Genomic DNA, 17,646 nt, shown 5'->3' on the forward strand with positions numbered 1-17,646 from the left:
CCGGCGTGCCCGTGCCGGTCAGCTCCTGGGACGTACCCGCAGTGCCGCCAGCACCGGCAGGTGGTCGGTGGCGGCCACCAGGTCACCGTCCGTCACCCCGGGGAGCCCGCGGGGCACGCCCGCGGCGAGGACCTCGACGCCCTCGGTGGCGAACACGGCGTCGATGCGCTGGACCGGCTCGCGGGGCGTCGAGGTGTACTCCGCGCCCCACGGCGCCGACGCCCACGCGTCCCGCAGCTCCACCCCGGGCCGCCCCTCGGAGGGCGCCTGGCCGAGCAGCCGGAAGGTGCGGCCGCCCGCCCGCTCGTTGACGTCGCCCGCGGCCACGACTCCGCTCGTGCCCTCGGCGAGTACGGCGGCCCGCTCCCGCAGCGCGCCGGCCTGCCGGCGCCGCTCGGCGGCCTGGAGGCCGAGGTGGAAGCTGACGACGCCGATCCTGACCGGGGGAAGGCCGCCGGGCGCGGGCCCGAAGCGGAGCCGCGCGAGGGCCAGGCCCCGCTGGTGCAGCCCCGGGGTGCGGGGCAGCAGCACGTCCTCGGTGTGCTCGACGTGGGCCCGCAGCGAGGCGAGGATCATGGGCCCCGCGGCCGTCGCACCGCCCGTGACGTACGTCAGGCCGGTGCGGCGTGCCAGCCGGGCGGCGTGCTTGCGCCAGCGGAAGAAGCGCGGGGCTTCCTGGACGCAGACGATGTCGGGGGCGCAGGCCCGCACGACCCGGACGAGCGCCTCCGTGTCGTCCCGCAGGGAGCGGACGTTGTAGCTGAGCAGCCGGACGACTGTCGTGCCGTCCGGCTCGGTCCGCGACGCCGGCAGCTCGCCCGCGCGCACCGGTACGGGCGCGCCGCCTCTCTCCGCCCCCATCCGCGTCCCCGCTCCGCTCAGCCCTGGCGGGCCAGGTCCGCGACGCCGACGAGGCCCGCCTTGTTGCCCAGTTGGGCGGCCAGCACCTCGGCGTGCGGGCGCCAGCGGCTGCCGACCAGCCAGCGGCGGTAGGACTTGCGGATCGGGTCGAGGACGAGCTCGCCCTCGTCGGAGACGCCGCCGCCGACGATGAAGGCGCCGGGGTCGAAGAGGGAGGCGAGGTCGGCGAGGCCCGCGCCCGCCCAACGGGCGAGCTCGCGGAAGGAGTCGACGGCCACCGGGTCGCCCCGCCGGGCCGCTTCGCTGATGTGCCGGCCCTGGATGCCCTCCGTGGTGCCGTCACCGAGGCTCAGCAGGGTCTCGGCGCGCTCGGGGGTGGCGGTGGCGCGCTGCTGGGCGTAGCGCAACAGCGCGCGCCCCGAGGCGTACTGCTCCCAGCAGCCCTGGTTGCCGCAGCCGCACAGGAGTCCGTCGGGGACCATCCTGATGTGACCGAACTCGCTGGCCACGCCGTACCGGCCGCGGTGCAGCCTGCCGCCGATGATGGTGCCGCCGCCCAGGCCCGTACCGATGGTGATGCAGACGACGTCCTCGTGTCCCGTGCCGACGCCGAACTTGTACTCCCCCCAGGCCGCGGCGTTGGCGTCGTTCTCGATCACGACGGGCAGGTCGATGCGCTGTTCGACCTTGTCCTTGAGCGGCTCGTGCCGCCAGCTGAGGTTGGGGGTGAACAGCACGGTGGCGCGCTTGTCGTCCACGTATCCGGGGGCGCCGATGCCGACGGCCTCCACCTGATACTCGGCGCTGGCCTGGCGTACGGCGTCCGCGATGGCGTCGATCACGGCTTCCGGGGTGTCGGGCGTGGGCACCTTGCTGGTTTCGAGGATCGTGCCTTCCTCGTCGACAACGCCGGCCGCGATCTTCGTGCCGCCGATGTCGACCCCGATTGTGAGTCCCATGTGTCCCTCGGTCGTCCGGTCTGATCCCCGCCGCCGTAAACCGTACCGGAGGGCCCCGACGCGCAGGGCACCGTCACACCGTCAGGGCTGTGGCGGGTTCAGCCGTCGTCGCCGGACCGCCCCGAGCCCCCCGGCTCCTCACCGCCGGCCTCGTCCCGGCCCCGCTCCCCGTGCCGCCCTCGGGTCTCGTCCCGGCGGCCGCCGGTGCCGCCGCCGTCCCCTTCGCCGTCGCTGCCGCCGTCGCCGGAGGCGCCGTCACCGTCCTTGTCGAGGGGGACGCGCTGCTCGTCGACGACGCGGCCGTCCAGGTCGGCGGCGTGCGAGAGGTCGGCCGCCTCCTCCACGTCGATCCGGTCGACGCGCTCGGCCCCCGCCGCCGGGTCGGCCGCGTTCGCGTCCCTGGGCGTGGACCAGCGGCGCTCCGACTCCTCGACGACGGAGCGGTAGGCGGCCAGCAGTTCGCCGCCCGCCGCGGTGAGGTGGTCGAAGAACTCAGGGTTCCGTTCGACGACCGGCTCCAGGGTCGACCTGGCCTGCGCGAACAGCTGCCGTGCCACGCCCTGTGCCGCGGCGGACCCGGCGGCGCCGACGAAGGGCTTGCCGATCTCGGCGACCTTCTCGGTCACCGCGTCGGCCAGCCGGCGCAGCTCCTCGGCGGGGCTGGTGGGCGGCGGGCCGTACCGGGCGCGGCGGCGCGCCTTCTCGGCGGTCAGGTCCTCCTCGCACGCGGTCGCCCAGGCGTCGGGATCCGGGGCGTCGCGGCGCTCGGCGTCATCGCTCATGGCGGGCTCCTGTGGGCGAAGGGGGGTCGCTGGGGCGGTGCAGGTTCGACGGTACCCGAACGGGGGGCCGATCCGAGGCGCGGAACGGGCCAGGGAAAGGTTCAGGGCCGGGGGACCGCGTCGGGGTCCTTGGGCCACAGCTGCGGGTCGGGGGTGAAGCGGACGCCGAGTACGCCGCCCTTGAGGCCCGCGCCTGTCACCCGGCAGCGCCGCAGCGCGGAGGGGAGGGCGAGGACGCGGCGGTAGGGGCCGACTCCGACGGTCAACTCGTCGCCGCGCCGCACGAGTTCGAGCTCGTCGCGGCCCGCTCCCGGCAGCGGGAGGTGCCACACCAGCTTGCCGTCCTCGGCGACCCTGTCCTCGACCCAACCGTAGGCGACGTCGGTGCCCGGCGCGGTGTCCGCTCCGGCCGGCGGCTGAAGGCCCTCGCCCCCGCCGGACGCCTCGGGCGCGACGGCGGTACGGGCGGCGTCGGCAAGGGCCGTCAGGTCCTCGACCCCGCGCGGGTCGCGGCCCAGGTGGGGCAGCTCGCACAGCGGGACGGAATCGGCCGCGCAGGTGCCGCGCAGCTCCCGCAGGGCGGCCTGCTGCTGTCCGGCCAGTGCGGCCAGCCACCTGTCTGAGGATCCGGTGGGCAGCAGCCGGTTGGCGACGACGGATTCCAGCGCGAGCCCGTGCAGCCGCAGCCCGGCGCCCGCGGTGCGCAGGGACTCGGCCGCCAGCGGTCCTGGCTCGGTGACCAGCCGGACGACCGTCGTGGGCGCTTCGACGATCTCCTGGAGGGCTGCGAGCCGTTCCGACCAGCGGGTGGCGGTCTCGTACAGCCACTGCGCGGGCATGGGGGCGCCGGCCAGCTGGGCGAGTACGGGGCGCAGCGCGCGGGCCGTCTGGCGTTCGGCGGGGACGAGGCGGCGCAGGTAGCGGCGGAGTTGCTCGGGCAGCGCGAGGAGGTTGAGACCTTCGGGCGTGGGCGGCAGGTCGGCGACGACGATGTCCCAGCCGTTCTCGGCCGAGGCGGGGAGCGCTTCGGTGCGGTGCGCCGCGTGCAGGGCGCGCAGCAGTGCGAAGGCGTTGGCGCCGGGGAGTTCGGTCAGCTCGTCCTCGTCGAGGGGGACGGCGCCGAGCAGGTCGAGCACGGTCTTGCCGCGCTGCTGGAGGTCGACGGCCTGCCTGCGGAACTCCTCGCCGGAGTCGACCCGCCCCAGCCACAGTCCGGGCACCCCGGTGACGGCCTCGAAGGCGCCGGGGCCCGGCGCGGGGGCGGCGCCTTCGCCGGACTGGGCCGCGTCGTCGGCGCCGTCGCCGGGGCTCAGCAGCGCGGCGAGGCGCCGGGCGGGCTCGGGGCTCAGCAGCAGGGTGCGGTGTCCTTGCGCTGCGGCCGCGCAGGCGGTGGCGGCGGCGACCGTAGAGCGTCCCGTTCCGCCCGCGCCGGTGACCAGGAGGGTCTGCGGGCGCCGGCCGGTCAGTTGCCGTCCTCGTCCGTGGCGGGCGCCTGGGCACCGCCCGACTCGACGCGCTTCTTGAGGCCGTCGAGGGCGCGGTCGATGATGACCTTCTCGGCCTTGCGCTTGATCATCCCGAGCATGGGGATCTTGACGTCGACGGTGAGCTGGTAGGTGACCTCCGTCTGCGCGCCGCCGGCGAGGGGGGCGAGGCGGTAGACGCCGTCGAGCGAGCGGAGCATCTGGGACTTCACCAGGGACCAGCGCACCTCGCGCTCGCCGATCCACTCGTAGGCGAGGGTGTGCTCGTCCTTGATGGCTCCGGCGTCCAGCAGCAGGCGGACCTGTTCGGCGCGGCCCCGCTCGTCCCGGCCGAGGACCTCGGCCTCCTTCACCTCGCCTGTCCACTCCGGATAGCGGGGGAAGTCGGAGATCACGTCCATCACGGCCTCGGGTGCCGCGTCGACGGTGATGCTCGAGCTGGTGTGTTCCGCCATCGCCATGGCCCTCCGATGTACCCGTGTCCGAAATGCCCGCCGTGGCGCGGAAAGACCGCGCGAATGCCCGTCGTGGCGCGGGGAGTCTCTGCGGTGGAAGGCTACCGCGCGTCCGGCGGCCCCGACGCCGGGCGGGGCGTGGCCCTGCTCACCGCCGCGCCCCTCACGCCTGCCACACCCGTCACCACTCCGGCACCCGTGGGAAGCCGGTCGCTCACCACTCCAGCACCCACGGGGTGCCGGTCGCGTTGAAGTGGCCCACGTTGACGCACTCGGTCGCGCCGACGCGCATGCGCTGGACCAGCGGCTGGTGGACGTGTCCGAACAGGTGGTAGCGCGGGCGCACCGTGTGCAGGGCCTCCAGCAGCTGCGCGCTGCCGCGCTCGAAGCGGCGCGCGACGGTGTCGTAGCACAGGTCGGGCACCTCGGGCGGGATGTGGGTGCACAGCACGTCCACCTCGCCCAGCGCGGCGATCTTCGCCGCGTAGGTCTCGTCGTCGATCTCGTAGGGCGTGTTCATGGGCGTGCGCAGCCCGCCGCCGACGAAGCCGAAGCGCCACCCGCCGATGACGGCCGTCTCCCCGTCCAGGACGTGCACGCCGGCGCGCGCGTACTCCGGCCACAGCGGCGGCATGTCGACGTTGCCGTAGGTCGCGTACGTGGGGGTGGGGAAGGCCGCGAAGAGTTCGGCGTACTGCTTGCGTACGGCCGCCTCCATGGCCGCCTCGCGGTCCAGTCCGTCCCACAGCTCGCGGGAGTAGGCGCGGGCCTCGGCGAAGCGGCGGGCGGTGCGCAGGGCGACGATGCGGTCCGCGCTCTCGACGCCGAACAGGTCGGCGAAGATGCCGCGCGAGTGGTCGGCGTAGTCGAGGAAGAGGATCAGGTCTCCCAGGCAGACCAGCGCGTCCGCGCCCTCGCCCGCCTTCGCGAGGTCCTCGCTGTTGCCGTGTACGTCGCTGACTACGTGGACTCGCATGCGCCCCACCCTAGAGCGCTCCCCGCGGGGGCGGGGAGGGGTCGGCCGGGCCGCCGGCGCGCGGCCCCGCGGGGAGGGAGCAGACCGGTGCTGGCCGAAAAGCACCGTACGCCCGCTCTTACCGCTCTCTTCCCTCGCGGCTTCCGTGTCCCCGAACGCCTCGACTAGGCTGCATATCGGCCAACTCCACCTGTGACGCACAAGACATCTACGCGTCACCCTCTACCCCCACGCCCGTACCGATGGGTAACGTCCGGGCCGTCATTCTTCCGGGATCGCAGGACCGTCCCGCGGACCGGGAGCCGAGCCAACGGAGGCCGACCCCGCGGCCCTCCCCTCTTGGCGCGCCGACGAGGAGCAGCAGTCTTGCGCGAGTACAGCCTTCCGGCCCTCTACGAAGTCCCCGCAGAGGGAAACCTGACGGACCTCATCCGCCGGAACGCGGCTCAGCATCCCGACCTGACCGTCATCGGACGCAAGCGCGAGGGCCGCTGGGAGGACCTGAGCGCCGCCGGCTTCCTCGCCGAGGTCCACGAGGCCGCCAAGGGGCTGATCGCCGCGGGCGTCGAGCCGGGCGACCGCGTCGGCCTGATGTCGCGCACCCGCTACGAGTGGACGCTGCTGGACTTCGCCATCTGGAGCGCGGGCGGCGTCACCGTCCCGGTGTACGAGACCAGTTCCCCCGAGCAGATCTCCTGGATCCTCGGCGACTCCGGCGCCGTCGCCTGCCTCGTGGAGACCGACGCGCACACCGCAGCCGTCGAGTCCGTCCGCGACCGGCTGCCCGCGCTGCGCGAGGTCTGGCAGATCGAGCCCGCCGCCGAGGGAGGCGAGGCCGCCGTCGCCCGACTCGCCGCCCTCGGCGCCCAGGTCACCGACGAGACGGTGGAGGAGCGCAGCTCCGTCGCCGACGCCGACTCGCCGGCCACCATCGTCTACACCTCCGGCACCACAGGCCGCCCCAAGGGCTGCGTGCTCACCCACCGCAGCTTCTTCGCCGAGTGCGGCAACGTCGTCGAGAGGCTGCGCCCGATGTTCCAGCCGGGCGAGGGCTCGGTGCTGCTGTTCCTGCCCGTCGCCCACGTCTTCGGCCGCCTCGTACAGGTCGCGGCCGTGATGGCGCCCATCAAACTCGGCCACGTGTCCGACCTGAAGACCCTCACCGACGAACTCGGCGCCTTCCGGCCCACGATGGTGCTGGGGGTGCCCCGCGTCTTCGAGAAGGTCTTCAACTCCGCCAGGGCCCAGGCCGTCGCGGGGGGCAAGGGCAAGATCTTCGACAAGGCCGCCGAGGTCGCCGGCGCCTACAGCCGCGCCCTGGACGACCCGGAGGGGCCCTCCCTCAAACTCAGGTTCCAGCACAAGGTCTTCGACAAGCTGGTCTACAGCAAGCTGCGGGCCGTCCTCGGCGGCCGGGCCACTCACGCCATCTCCGGCGGCGCCCCGCTGGGCGAGCGGCTCGGCCACTTCTTCCGCGGCGTCGGCTTCACCGTGCTGGAGGGCTACGGGCTGACCGAGTCCTGCGCCGCGACGGCCTTCAACCCCTACGACCGGCCCAAGATCGGCACCGTGGGCCAGCCGCTGCCCGGCTCCGTCATCCGGATCGCGGACGACGGCGAGGTCCTGCTGCACGGCGAGCACCTGTTCACAGGATATTGGAACAACCCGCAGGCCAGTGAGGAGTCGCTGGCCGACGGCTGGTTCCACACCGGCGACCTCGGCACCCTCGACGTCGACGGCTACCTGGCCATCACAGGGCGCAAGAAGGAGATCCTGGTGACGGCGGGCGGCAAGAACGTCGCGCCGGCCGTCATCGAGGACCGCATCCGCGGCCACGCGCTCGTCGCCGAGTGCATGGTCGTCGGCGACGGGCGTCCCTTCGTCGGCGCGCTGCTGACCGTGGACGAGGAGTTCCTGCCCCGCTGGGCCGCCGAGCACGGCAAGCAGCAGCTCGGCCACGAAGAGCTGCTCGCCGACCCCGATCTCCTCGCCGCGTTGCAGACCGCCATCGACGAGGGCAACAGCGCCGTCTCCAAGGCCGAGTCGGTCCGCAAGTTCCGCGTGCTGCGCGAGCAGTTCACCGAGGAGTCCGGCCACGTCACCCCCTCCCTCAAGCTCAAGCGGGGCGTGGTGGCCAAGGACTTCGCCGACGAGATAGAGGCCATCTACGCCGGGTAGGGCGCCGCCTGCCCGTCCGCCGGGACGGTGCCGCTCCGGCCCGGTACCCGGGCCGGGCGTACGCGGCCGTCGGGTGCGGCTCGGGGTCGGCCGCCGGCGCGGGCTCACAGCAGGGCGCGTAGCTTGTCCGCCAGCAGGTCCCAGCGCCAGCGCTCCTCCACCCACCGGCGGCCGCGGGCGCCCATGCGGGCCCGCAGCTCCGCGTCGCGCAGCAGTTCGACGAGGCGGTCGGCGGCCTCCTGCGGCGCGCCGCCGCGCACCACCCAGCCGGTCTCGCCGTCGAGCACCGCGTCGGGCGCCCCGCCCGAGTCCCCCGCGACGACGGGGAGGCCGGTGGCGGACGCCTCCAGGTAGACGATGCCGAGGCCCTCGACGTCGAGCCCGCCGCGCCGGGTGCGGCAGGGCATGGCGAAGACGTCACCCGCCCCGTAGTGCGCGGGCAGCTCCTCCCACGCCACGGGCCCGGTGAAGCGCACCGCGTCGGTCAGGCCGTGGAAGGCGGCGCGCTTCTCCAGGCCGGCGCGGTGGGGGCCGCCGCCCACGATGAGCAGCACGGCCTCGGGCACGGCGGACAGCACCCGGGGCATGGCGTCGATCAGCGTGTCCTGGCCCTTGCGCGGCACCAGCCGCGAGACGCACACGATGACGGGCCGGTCGGTCAGCCCCAGCCGGGCGCGGACCGCGTCGCCGCCGGAGCCGGGGTGGAAGGTCTTCTCGTCGACGCCGGGCGGCAGTTGCACCATCCGGGCGGCCGCCTGGCGGGTGAGGGCCGCGGCGATCCGGCTGCGCGTGTACTCGCCGAGGTAGGTGAGGGTGTCGGTACCCTCGCCGATGCGCCGCAGCAGGGTGCGGGCCGCGGGCAGCTGGGCCCAGCCGGCCTCGTGCCCGTGTGTGGTCGCCACGATGCGTTCGGCCCCGGCGCCGCGCAGCGCGGGCGCCATCAGGCCGAGCGGTGCGGCGGCGCCGAACCACACGGAGCGGCATCCGTGCTCCCGCAGCAGCGAGACGGCACGCTTGGTGACGCGCGGAGTGGGCAGCAGCATCGTCGTGCGGTCGCGCACGACCGTGAACGGCTGCTCCGCGTCGAACGCCGCGGTGGCCTCCACACCTTCCCGGCTCCGCTTCCAGGTCGAGGCGTACACCACGACCTGGGACGGGTCCAGGCGCAGCGCCATGCTGTGCAGGAAGGCCTGGATGCCGCCCGGACGGGGCGGGAAGTCGTTGGTGACGATGAGGGTCTTGTGCATCGCCGCCGACAGTACCGCGCGCGGGCGCGCGGGCTGGTGGCGCGGGCGCGGGCGGGCACAGCGAGGGAATGGGCGGGATGCGCGGCGGGACGAGGAGGGCGAGGACGCCGAGGACGCCGGGAAAACAGTGGCGTGGCGTGGTGGCGCCCTCGGTGGCCTGGGTGGCCACCCGGGCGGTGCTGCTGGCCTTCGTGTTCAAGGTCTTCACGGTGCCCGGCGGCATGGACATCACCTCGGACGTCTCGGTGATCTACCACGGCTGGTTCGAGCGGTTGAGCGCCGGAGCGTTCCCGTCGCAGGACGTGACCTGGCAGTACCCGCCGGCCGCCGCCCTCGTCATCCTCTCCCCCGGGCTGCTGGCCGGCCTGCTGGGCTACGCCTCCGCCTTCTTCGTGCTGGCCTGCGTCGCCGACGCGGCGGTCCTCGCGCTGCTGCTGTACGGCGTGCGGCGCCGCAACCCGCGCGACGCCCGCGCCGACGCGGCCGGGCCGCGCCACCGGGCCGGCGTGTGGGCGTGGGTGGCCGGGGTGCCGCTGCTGGGCCCGACCGCGTACGCGCGCTACGACCTGATGGTGACCGCTCTCGCCGTGGCCGCGCTGCTGGCCGCCGCCCGCCACCCCCGGATGTGCGGGGTGCTGGCCGGGCTCGGCGCGATGGTGAAGGTGTGGCCCGTCCTGCTGCTGCTCGGCACCCGGCGCGGCCGTACCACCCGCACCGTCTGGCTCACCGCACTGGCGACGGTGCTGGCGGTGGCCGCCGGGTTCGCCGCCGCCATGCCCGGCTCCCTGGACTTCCTGGCCGGGCAGCGCGGCCGCGGCACCGAGGTGGAGTCGGTCGGCTCGCTGGCGCTGCACGCGGCCCGGTACTTCTTCGACTGGGACGGCCAGGTGCTGCTGCGGTACGGCTCGATGGAGTTCGTCGGGCCCGGGGTGTGGCTGGTGACCGACGCGGCCATGGTGGTGACCGGGGCGTGTTTCGGCTGGCTGCTGCTGTGGCGGCTGCGGGCGCGGACCTGGGCGCCGGACACCATGGCGCAGGCGTCGCTGGCCGCCGTGCTGGTCTTCGTCGTCACCAGCCGGGTGCTCTCTCCTCAGTACCTGATCTGGCTGGTCGGGCTGGCCGCCGTCTGCCTCACCCTGCACACCGGCCGCCAGGCGCTGCCCGCCTGGCTGGTGCTGGCGGCGACGGGGCTGACCCAGCTGGAGTTCCCCGTCTGGTTCACCGACGTGGTCGGCGGCGAAGGACCTGGCCTGCTGGCGCTGGCGGTCCGCAACGCCCTGCTGGTGGCCGCCGCCGTGCTCGCCTGCGCACGGCTGTGGCGTACGACGGTGGCCGGGACGCGGAGGGGCCGGGACGACGGGGAGAGCCGGGGCGGCGAGGAAGGCCAGGACGACGGGGACGCGGACGGCGCGGAGCGGCACGGACCCGACGGCGCCCGGGGCGGCGCCCTGCCGGGGATGCGGGGCCCCGGCGGGGCCCGGCCGCTCAGCCCGGGGACCGCTCCGGGCCCAGCTGCGCCGTCACATACGCCCGCCACCGGTCGGTGAACCTCTCCCGGCTCACCCCCAGCACGGAGCGCAGCGCCGCGTCCACTCCCGCGCTCTCACCGCCGTCCTCACGGCCCGCCCGCTCGTAGAGCGCGACGAGCGCGTCCGCGCCCCACTCCTCGGCGATCATGCGGCAGGCCAGCCAGCCGCCCTCGTAGGCGCGGGCGAGGCGGGTGGGGTCGTTGTCGAAGCGGAAGTCCCCGTCGGTGGGCAGCGACCGCAGCGGCGCGGCCCCGCCACGGCCCGCGTCCCAATCGTCCACCGCGCGGGCGAGTTCGGGCGCCGCCCGGCGGGGCGTGAGCTTCGCGGTGCGGTAGCCCGACCAGTCGGCGATCCCCTCGGAGAGCCACATCGGCGTCGCGGCGGTCGTCTGCCGCCGGGTCGCCACATGGGTGGTCTCGTGCGTGAGGACCACCTGCCTGCCCTGCTCGCTGAGTTCGGCGAAGGCTTGCGGGTTGACGACGATGCGGTCGGCGGGCGCCTCCTCCTCTCCGGCCCCGTCCGGTGTCTCTCCCGTGGTGACGGCCGCGATCCCCTCGTAGGAGGAGGCTGGAGACCTCAGCAGGCGGCCCATCGCCTCGGAGGAGGACGGCGCCTGGAGCACCGTGCGGCGGGTCCACCCGTGCGGCCACGTCCGCGCGACGGCGGGTACCGCACGGTCGGCGGCGTCCGCGAGGGCGCGCAGCGCCGACCGCTTCCTGCCCACGCCCAGCACGAGAGAGCGCTCGCCACGCACGACGGTCACCGTGCCCTGCTCCCACAGCTGGGTGGCGCTGCCGGACGCCTCCCGGGCCAGGCGCCAGTCGCCGTCCCGCCGCACGAAGCGCAGCCGCTCGGTGTCGGTGGTGGCGACCCGGTCGTACCCGGCCAGGCGGTAGCGCAGCCGGGCCTCCACCGCGGCCTCGTCGCCGTCGCGGCTGACGTGCGCCACCTGGTAGCCCCACTCCCCCAGCGGGAGCCTGCGCAGGTTGGCGTAGACCCGCCGCTGTGCGGCACGGTAGCGGTCGGCGTGCGGGTCGAGCGTGGCCAGATAGGCGGCCCTGTCGCCGTCGCGCACGGCGGCCGCCTGCTCTTCCAGGACGGCCTGGAAGGGGCGGGTGCTGCCGCCCTCGTCCCCCGCGTCGCCGGCGGCCGGAGCGCAGGCGCCGAGCACGCACAGCAGGACGGGCACGAGCGCCCGGCGGGCTGCGCGCCCGCCGGGGGCACCGTGTGGCCTGTTCACCCCATCGAGGGTACGGGCGGCGGGCCGCGGGCCCCCGCGGCCGGCGGGCCGGTGGTCCGGGAGAGCGGGTGCCGACAGGCGGGTGGGTCGGTGCGCCGGCAGAGCGGGTGCCGGCAGGCCGGTGGGCCGGTGCGCCGGTGAGGGGCCGGTCAGGGCCTGGTGACGGACGAGATCGGCATCATGCCCACCGGGTCGTAGCGCACCGGGGCGCCGGGGTGAGGGGCGTGCACGACCTGCCCGTTGCCCATGTACATCGCCACATGGCTGGCGTCGTCCCGGTAGACGATCAGATCGCCGGGGCGTGCCGCGCCGAGCGGGACCTGGCGGCCCGCCGAGCGCTGCGCCTGTGAGGTGCGCGGGATCGAGGTGCCCGCCTGCGCGTACGCCCACTGCGTCAGCCCCGAGCAGTCGAAAGCGCCGGGCCCTGCCGCGCCCCACGCGTACGGGCGGCCGACGGCGGACCGCGCGGCGGCGGCCGCGGCGGCGGCACGGCCCGAGGAGGCCTTGGCCCCGCCGGAACCCACCTTCGGGCCGCCGTCGGCGCCGCGCCCGCCCCGGGAGGCGCGCTCCCGCTCGGCGCGCTCCTCGGCGGTGAGCCGGCCCAGGAGCCGCTTGGCGGCCGAGAGCTTCTTGCGCACGCTCTTCTTCTGCCGGCTGAGCGCGTCCTGCAACCCGTCGAGCTGCTCGACCTTCCCTGCGGCCTCGGTGCGCCGCTGTTCGAGGCTCCGCTGGGCCGATTTCAGCTGGCGCAGCTTGAGCATCTGGCGGCTGCCGATGCGGTCGAGGGTGGCGGCCTTGTCCAGATAGCCCTCGGGGTCGGAGGTGAGCATCAGCGTCAGCGCCGGGTCGATGCCTCCTGAGCGGTACTGGGCGCCCGCGAGGCCGCCGAGCGTGTCGCGCAGCCGGTTGACCTCCGACTGGCCGCGTGCGACGGCGTCCTGTGCGTCGGAGACCTGTTCGCGCAGCTTGCCAGCGCGCTCCGCCACCCCGTTGTACTTCTCCGTGGCGACCTCCGCCTGCTCGTAGAGGCCGTCGATACGGGCGTTGACGCTCTCGGCGGTCGGTTTGTCACCGCCGGGTTCCGCGCCCGCGGGCGCGGGCGTGAGCGCGGCCGCCGCACCCGCGGCAGCGGCGGACAGCACGGTGACCCGCGCGGTCCAGCCCTGCGCGGGCGGCGAGGTACGTCGGGGAGACCGGTGGGATGCCACTGGGGGACGCGTTCCTTCCGCTAGGCGACGTGCGCCCGCAGAATGTAGCCGTGCCCTCACGGACGGCAAAGGACCGCTCACGGCGGGTAAGTCCTGGCGTGCGGTGCGGTGTTCGGCGATCACGCAGGTCACCGGGCGGGTCCCCGGGTCATCGGCCGCCGGAGGCTTTCACCCGGACGAAGGACGTTTAGCGGTCATCACACTGGCTGTTGATCGTGGGGCGGCCGGTGCCGTCCCCCGCTCGTGCCCCCGCGTTCGGGCGGCCCCGTCACCCGCGTGCGGGCCGGCGCCCTCAGCCCACCCGGACGCCGTACTGGAAGGGCATGTTGCCCATCGCCTCGAAGCGCACCGAGGCGCCCGGCTTCGGCGCGTGCAGCACCTGCCCGTTGCCGGCGTAGAGCCCGATGTGGTGCAGGTCGCCGTAGAAGAGGACCAGGTCGCCCGGCTTGAGCGCGCTCTGGCTGGCGATCCGGGTGCCGGCGCTCGCCTGCGCCTGGGAGGTCCGCGGCAGCGAGACACCCGCCTGCTGGTACGCCCAGGACGTCAGCCCGGAGCAGTCGAACGAACTCGGCCCGGTGGCGCCCCACACGTAGGGGCTGCCTATCTTCGTCTTGGCGGCGGCCAGCGCGGCGGCGGCACGGCCCGAACCGGGCTTCACGTCGCCCAGGTCGGCACGGCCGCTGGAGGCGCGGTCCGCGCGCTTCTGCTTCGCGGCGAGCTTCGCCTTCTCCTTGGCGGTCAGCGAGTTGAGGAGTGTCTGGGCCTCGGAGAGCTTGCCCTGGATCTCCTTCTTCTTCTTGCCGAGCGCGGTGCGCGTGCTGGAGAGGTCCTTCAGCTTCCCTGAGGCCTCCTTGCGCTGCTGCGCGAGGCTCCGCTGCTTGGTCTGGATCTTCTTGAGCGCGGTCGTCTGCTTGGTGCTCAACTGGTCCATGGCCGAGGCCCTGTCCAGGTAGTTGTCCGGGTCGGACGAGAGGAAGAGTTGCAGCGACGGGTCGATACCGCCCGTGCGGTACTGCGCGGTGGCGACGGAACCGAGCTGGTCACGCATCTTGTTGAGCTGGCCCTGGCCACGCGCGACGCTGTCTTGGAGGTTCTCGACCTCAGTGGAGAGCTTGGACTGCTTCTCCTTGGCGCCGTTGTACTTCTCGGTGGCGGCCTCAGCGTCCTCGTAGAGCTTGTCGACCTTCTCCTTGACGCTCTTCTTGGAGGTCTGCGGGTCGGCGTGTGCCGCCTGGGAGGTGAGGGCGACGGCCGCGGCGGCGGTCATCGTGAGGACACTGACGCGAGCGCGGTTCGGCTGCTTGGGACGACGGTGGGACGCCACTGGGGCGAGCTCCTTCTTCCTCTCAGCCGCCTGCCGGTCGGTCAGTTCCGGCTCCGCGTCGCCGGACCGCGCCACCCGACAGGGGCGCCAGTCTCAACTCGACGGAACGAGGCGGTCCTCCGCCGTCACCCCGGATAGGTGATCACCCGAGCGGAGGTTCGAGGCCAGAGATTAGCCACGCGTAGTGATCGGAGCAAATCCCTCCAGAAAAAAGATGTCTCGCGGCCGCATTCTTTACCCGGAACCCACTCAGGGCGAGCGCGGCCTCACGCTTCGCACACGTGACACGGCGACGGGCCGGCTGAAGATCACACGCGGACGCCCCACGCGCGCACGGGGGTTCGAGGAGGGCGGACCTGACGCCCCACGCGCGCACGGGGGTTCGAGGAGGGCGGACCTGACGCCCTACGTGCGCACGGGGGTTCGAGGAGGGCGGACCTGGCGCCCTACGTGCGCGCGAGGCGCTTGAGGAGAAGAGCAGCCGCGACGGGCCTGGCCCCCGCGGCCGCACAACCGTCCGCCACCTCGCGGTCGCTGGAGACCACCACGACAGGGCGGCCAGGCGGCTCGGCCCGCACCAGACGGCGGATCAGCTCGTCCGCCGTCTGGCCCGGCTTGGAGAAGAGCACCCGCACCCCGCGCGGCGGCGCCAGCAGCACCGGTGCCGCCAGCTCGGCGCCGTCGAACACGCAGGTGACCTCCGCGTTCGACTGGGCCGCCAGCCCGGCCAGGCCGCCCAGCAGCCGCAGCCGCTGCTTGTCCAGCGGCATCGCGGGATAGCCGGTCTTGGTGACGTTGTAGCCGTCCACCACCAGATGCGCCTGAGGCAGCGCCAGCAACTGGTCGAGCAGCGCGGGATCCGTCGCCGACAACGCCCTGGCCGCGACATCCTTGGGCGACATCCGGCCCGGCTCCACCGCCTCGACGGTGTCGGCAGGACGCGACTCGGACGGCGGCAGCGCCAACTCCCTGCGCAGCCCCTGCGCCGCGTCCAGCACCGTGTCCAACAGCAGCCGCACCCGCATGTCCTCGACGCTGCGGCCCTCACGCGCCGCACGGCGCTGCGCCTCCAGCGCCGACTCGCTCTCCGCCAGCCTCGACTTCAGACGCCGCACCTCGCTGTCGGAGGCCGCCTTGTCGGCGCCCGCGGCCGACCGCGCCGCCTCCAGCTCGGACCGCACCTTGCGCAGCGCGGCCTCACCGCGGCGCACGTCCGCCTGGGCGCTGCGGAGCCTGCGCTGGGCGCCGTCGAGCTCCTTGCGCAGCGCCTCCACGTCACGCCGCGCGCGCTCCGCCTCGTCGCGGGCCGCGCTCCTGGCGTGGGTCAGCTCCTCGCGCAGCCTGGCCAGCTCGCGCTGCGCCTCCTCGCCGGCCCGCTCGGCCTGCGCCCGCTGGGCCTCCTCACCCGCCGCGGCGACGAGCTTCGCCCATCCCGCGGGCCGCAGGACGTAGCCGACGGCGGCCACGTCGACCGGGTCGGCGGCAGGGGGCGGGGTGCCCTCGTCCAGCGCGCCCGCCAGCTCGGGCAGCTGCTCGCGCAGCCGGGCGGCGATCCGCTGCCGGAAGACGGCGTCCGACTCCAGGGCCGCCGCCATGGCGTTGCCGCCGAACTTGACGCGGCGCTGCGGGGTGAAGCGTGCGTACTGGCGCAGCGGGGGAGGCAGTTCCGCGACGGTCAGCCCGCCCAGCGCGTCGCCGGTGAACGCGACGACGCGCCGGCGCACCCTCTCCGGCAGGGGCCGCTCCAGGCCCTCGGGGTCCGGGTCATGTCCGCCGGAGCCGCCCCGCGCCTGAGGGCCCGTGTCCTGACCGGCCGGTCCCGGGGGCGCGTCGGCAGCCTCCTCCGGCCGCCGAGGCTCGCCGCCCGTCCGTTCCTCCACCGGTCACACCTGCCGTCTCAAGCCCTGATTCGTCGAGCCCTGTCCTGTCCGAGCCCTACACCTGAGCGCTGGGCCGGTCCACCAGTTCGATCTGGTCCACGGCGTTGCACCATCGGCAGCGCACGGACTCGATGGTCTCACTGAGCACCTCGCGCTCCTCCACCTTCGGCGCTCCGGCCAGGTCCAGATGGACGTACTCCACCACCTTGCTGGACCGGGTCACATCGAACCGGGTCAGGTTGCCGCACAGCGTGCAGCGCCAGCGGGTCTCGTCCGTGGGCGTGGGGACCGCCATCGTCGTGAGTCCTCGATTCCTGAGGTCGGTGTTTCCTTGGGGTCGGACCGGTCGGTGTGCGCGCTTCCGCCTTCCGTGCGCTCTCGTGGACACGCCGCGGACCTACGGGAGGGCGTCACGTGCCGTCAACCCTACGGCCTGGATCCGTCCGCGTGCCCGTGCGTGTGTCGAGGAGCATGCCCAGCCAGCGAGCCGTCATGATCCCGGCATGGACGGCACCGACCGCGCCGCCGCCGCGCCCCGGGGCCGCGGCGGGGGGCCGCGCCCCCTCATGACGTACGCCCTGATCTGCTGCTGCGGCCTGCTCTTCCTGATCGGCCCTGCCTCCGGGCTCGTCCCCTCCTACGGCACGGGGCGGGCACTCGCGCAGGCGCAGTCCGACTACTTCGACCGGTGGGGCGTGGTGCCCCGCGCGCTGCTGAGCGGCGCCACGCGCCCGCTGCTGACGCCTGCGACCGCGCTGTTCCTGCACGGGAACTGGCTCCACCTGCTGGGAAACCTGCTGTTCCTGTTCGTCTTCGGCAACGCGGTCGAGCAGCGCATGGGCCCGGTGCGCTTCGCCCTCCTCTACCTGAGCGCCGGCTACGTGGCCATGCTCTGCTACGCGGCGGCGCACCCCGCCTCCGGCCAGTCGCTGGTCGGCGCCTCCGGAGCGGTCTCCGCCGTGCTGGGCGCCTTTTTGTACCTGTATCCGCGCACCAGGGTCACCAGCGTCTTCCCCTTCCTCTTCTTCCTCCCGCTGCGCTTCCCCGCCTGGGTGGTCCTCCTGTTCTGGCTCACCCTCCAGTGGCTGGCCACGCGGCAGGACGGAGGCGGTCCCGGCGTCGCCTACCTCGTACATGTGGTCGGTTTCACGCTGGGCTTCCTCCTCGTATGGCTGAGCTACCGCCGGGCTACAGTGACCGGGCCAACCCCGGCGTGCGAGGGAGAGACCAAGCCGTGATCACATCGATCGTCCTCATCCGGACGAGCACCGAGCGCATCCCCGAGATCGCCGAGCAGATCGCCGCCATCGACGGCGTCAGCGAGGTCTACTCCGTGACCGGTGCCCACGACCTGATCGCCATGGTCCGCGTCGCCGAGCACGACGACCTCGCCGACATCATCCCCGGCCGCATCAGCAAGGTCCCCGGCGTGCGGTCCACCGAGACCCACATCGCCTTCCGCACCTACTCCCAACACGACCTGGAGACGGCCTTCGCCATCGGCCTGGACTCCTGAGGCGACC

The 17,646-nt window shown here is 74.1% G+C and carries 16 protein-coding genes; 4 read left to right on the top strand and 12 right to left on the bottom strand.

The annotated features are described in order from the left end of the window. Positions 1-18 precede the first annotated feature (18 nt). From DQ392_RS21175 to DQ392_RS21200, 6 genes are all read right to left on the bottom strand, one after another. A complete protein-coding gene (locus tag DQ392_RS21175) occupies positions 19-861 on the bottom strand; it encodes an endonuclease/exonuclease/phosphatase family protein (protein ID WP_114017212.1) in 843 nt (280 codons plus the stop codon). A gap of 17 nt (positions 862-878) precedes the next feature. Continuing rightward, positions 879-1,820 carry an ROK family glucokinase gene (locus DQ392_RS21180; RefSeq protein WP_114017213.1) on the bottom strand — a complete coding sequence of 314 codons (942 nt, stop codon included), beginning with the start codon at positions 1,818-1,820 and terminating at the stop codon, positions 879-881. A gap of 98 nt (positions 1,821-1,918) precedes the next feature. Beyond that, complete coding sequence (locus tag DQ392_RS21185) at positions 1,919-2,602, bottom strand: DUF5304 domain-containing protein (RefSeq protein ID WP_181856507.1); 684 nt, start codon at positions 2,600-2,602, stop codon at positions 1,919-1,921. Positions 2,603-2,703: 101 nt separating this feature from the next. Next, entirely contained in the window at positions 2,704-4,041 is a 1,338-nt protein-coding gene (locus DQ392_RS21190; protein WP_245981748.1) for an ArsA family ATPase, read from the bottom strand. Between the two features lie 23 nt (positions 4,042-4,064). Continuing rightward, entirely contained in the window at positions 4,065-4,541 is a 477-nt protein-coding gene (locus tag DQ392_RS21195; RefSeq protein WP_114017335.1) for an SRPBCC family protein, read from the bottom strand. 214 nt (positions 4,542-4,755) lie between these two features. Next, complete coding sequence (locus DQ392_RS21200) at positions 4,756-5,517, bottom strand: metallophosphoesterase family protein (protein WP_114017214.1); 762 nt, start codon at positions 5,515-5,517, stop codon at positions 4,756-4,758. Positions 5,518-5,883: 366 nt separating this feature from the next. On the opposite strand from DQ392_RS21200, the gene DQ392_RS21205 reads away from it, so the two are divergent. Beyond that, positions 5,884-7,695 (top strand): AMP-dependent synthetase/ligase, encoded by a 1,812-nt coding sequence (locus DQ392_RS21205; RefSeq protein ID WP_114017215.1) that lies wholly within the window; start codon positions 5,884-5,886, stop codon positions 7,693-7,695. A gap of 104 nt (positions 7,696-7,799) precedes the next feature. On the opposite strand, the gene DQ392_RS21210 is transcribed toward DQ392_RS21205, so the two are convergent. Further along, positions 7,800-8,942, bottom strand: coding sequence for a glycosyltransferase family 4 protein (locus DQ392_RS21210; protein ID WP_114017216.1), 1,143 nt, complete (start codon positions 8,940-8,942; stop codon positions 7,800-7,802). 77 nt (positions 8,943-9,019) lie between these two features. Here DQ392_RS21210 and DQ392_RS21215 point away from each other — a divergent pair, with 77 nt between their 5' ends. After that, on the top strand, positions 9,020-10,489 hold the full coding sequence (locus DQ392_RS21215) for a glycosyltransferase 87 family protein (RefSeq protein ID WP_245981716.1): 1,470 nt from the start codon (positions 9,020-9,022) through the stop codon (positions 10,487-10,489). Here DQ392_RS21215 and DQ392_RS21220 read toward each other — a convergent pair. The 5 genes from DQ392_RS21220 to DQ392_RS21240 form a co-directional block, all read right to left on the bottom strand. After that, positions 10,428-11,711, bottom strand: coding sequence for a nuclear transport factor 2 family protein (locus tag DQ392_RS21220; protein ID WP_114017218.1), 1,284 nt, complete (start codon positions 11,709-11,711; stop codon positions 10,428-10,430). The genes DQ392_RS21215 and DQ392_RS21220 overlap by 62 nt on opposite strands. A 149-nt stretch (positions 11,712-11,860) precedes the next feature. Further along, on the bottom strand, positions 11,861-12,919 hold the full coding sequence (locus tag DQ392_RS21225; RefSeq protein WP_181856508.1) for a C40 family peptidase: 1,059 nt from the start codon (positions 12,917-12,919) through the stop codon (positions 11,861-11,863). A gap of 292 nt (positions 12,920-13,211) precedes the next feature. Continuing rightward, positions 13,212-14,243 carry a C40 family peptidase gene (locus DQ392_RS21230; protein ID WP_114017337.1) on the bottom strand — a complete coding sequence of 344 codons (1,032 nt, stop codon included), beginning with the start codon at positions 14,241-14,243 and terminating at the stop codon, positions 13,212-13,214. A gap of 446 nt (positions 14,244-14,689) precedes the next feature. After that, the gene (locus tag DQ392_RS21235; RefSeq protein ID WP_114017219.1) at positions 14,690-16,123 is read right to left on the bottom strand and encodes an NYN domain-containing protein; all 1,434 of its coding nucleotides are present in this window, start codon (positions 16,121-16,123) and stop codon (positions 14,690-14,692) included. 55 nt (positions 16,124-16,178) lie between these two features. Further along, entirely contained in the window at positions 16,179-16,418 is a 240-nt protein-coding gene (locus DQ392_RS21240) for a hypothetical protein (RefSeq protein ID WP_114017220.1), read from the bottom strand. Positions 16,419-16,626: 208 nt separating this feature from the next. On the opposite strand from DQ392_RS21240, the gene DQ392_RS21245 reads away from it, so the two are divergent. Both DQ392_RS21245 and DQ392_RS21250 read left to right on the top strand, forming a co-directional pair. Next, entirely contained in the window at positions 16,627-17,361 is a 735-nt protein-coding gene (locus tag DQ392_RS21245) for a rhomboid family intramembrane serine protease (RefSeq protein WP_245981717.1), read from the top strand. Further along, positions 17,358-17,639, top strand: coding sequence for an Lrp/AsnC family transcriptional regulator (locus tag DQ392_RS21250; protein WP_114017221.1), 282 nt, complete (start codon positions 17,358-17,360; stop codon positions 17,637-17,639). Before DQ392_RS21245 ends, DQ392_RS21250 begins: the two co-directional genes overlap by 4 nt. Positions 17,640-17,646: the final 7 nt, after the last annotated feature.

This window comes from Streptomyces reniochalinae (genome assembly GCF_003323735.1).
Taxonomy (GTDB): Bacteria; Actinomycetota; Actinomycetes; order Streptomycetales; family Streptomycetaceae; genus Streptomyces; species Streptomyces reniochalinae.

Excerpts from the sequence above, each read along its gene's own strand:
- DQ392_RS21175 (WP_114017212.1), bottom strand. The coding sequence starts at position 861 with ATGGGGGCGGAGAGAGGCGGCGCGCCCGTACCGGTGCGCGCGGGCGAG.
- DQ392_RS21180 (WP_114017213.1), bottom strand. The coding sequence starts at position 1,820 with ATGGGACTCACAATCGGGGTCGACATCGGCGGCACGAAGATCGCGGCC.
- DQ392_RS21185 (WP_181856507.1), bottom strand. The coding sequence starts at position 2,602 with ATGAGCGATGACGCCGAGCGCCGCGACGCCCCGGATCCCGACGCCTGG.
- DQ392_RS21195 (WP_114017335.1), bottom strand. The coding sequence starts at position 4,541 with ATGGCGGAACACACCAGCTCGAGCATCACCGTCGACGCGGCACCCGAG.
- DQ392_RS21200 (WP_114017214.1), bottom strand. The coding sequence starts at position 5,517 with ATGCGAGTCCACGTAGTCAGCGACGTACACGGCAACAGCGAGGACCTC.
- DQ392_RS21210 (WP_114017216.1), bottom strand. The coding sequence starts at position 8,942 with ATGCACAAGACCCTCATCGTCACCAACGACTTCCCGCCCCGTCCGGGC.
- DQ392_RS21215 (WP_245981716.1), top strand. The coding sequence starts at position 9,020 with ATGCGCGGCGGGACGAGGAGGGCGAGGACGCCGAGGACGCCGGGAAAA.
- DQ392_RS21240 (WP_114017220.1), bottom strand. The coding sequence starts at position 16,418 with ATGGCGGTCCCCACGCCCACGGACGAGACCCGCTGGCGCTGCACGCTG.
- DQ392_RS21245 (WP_245981717.1), top strand. The coding sequence starts at position 16,627 with ATGGACGGCACCGACCGCGCCGCCGCCGCGCCCCGGGGCCGCGGCGGG.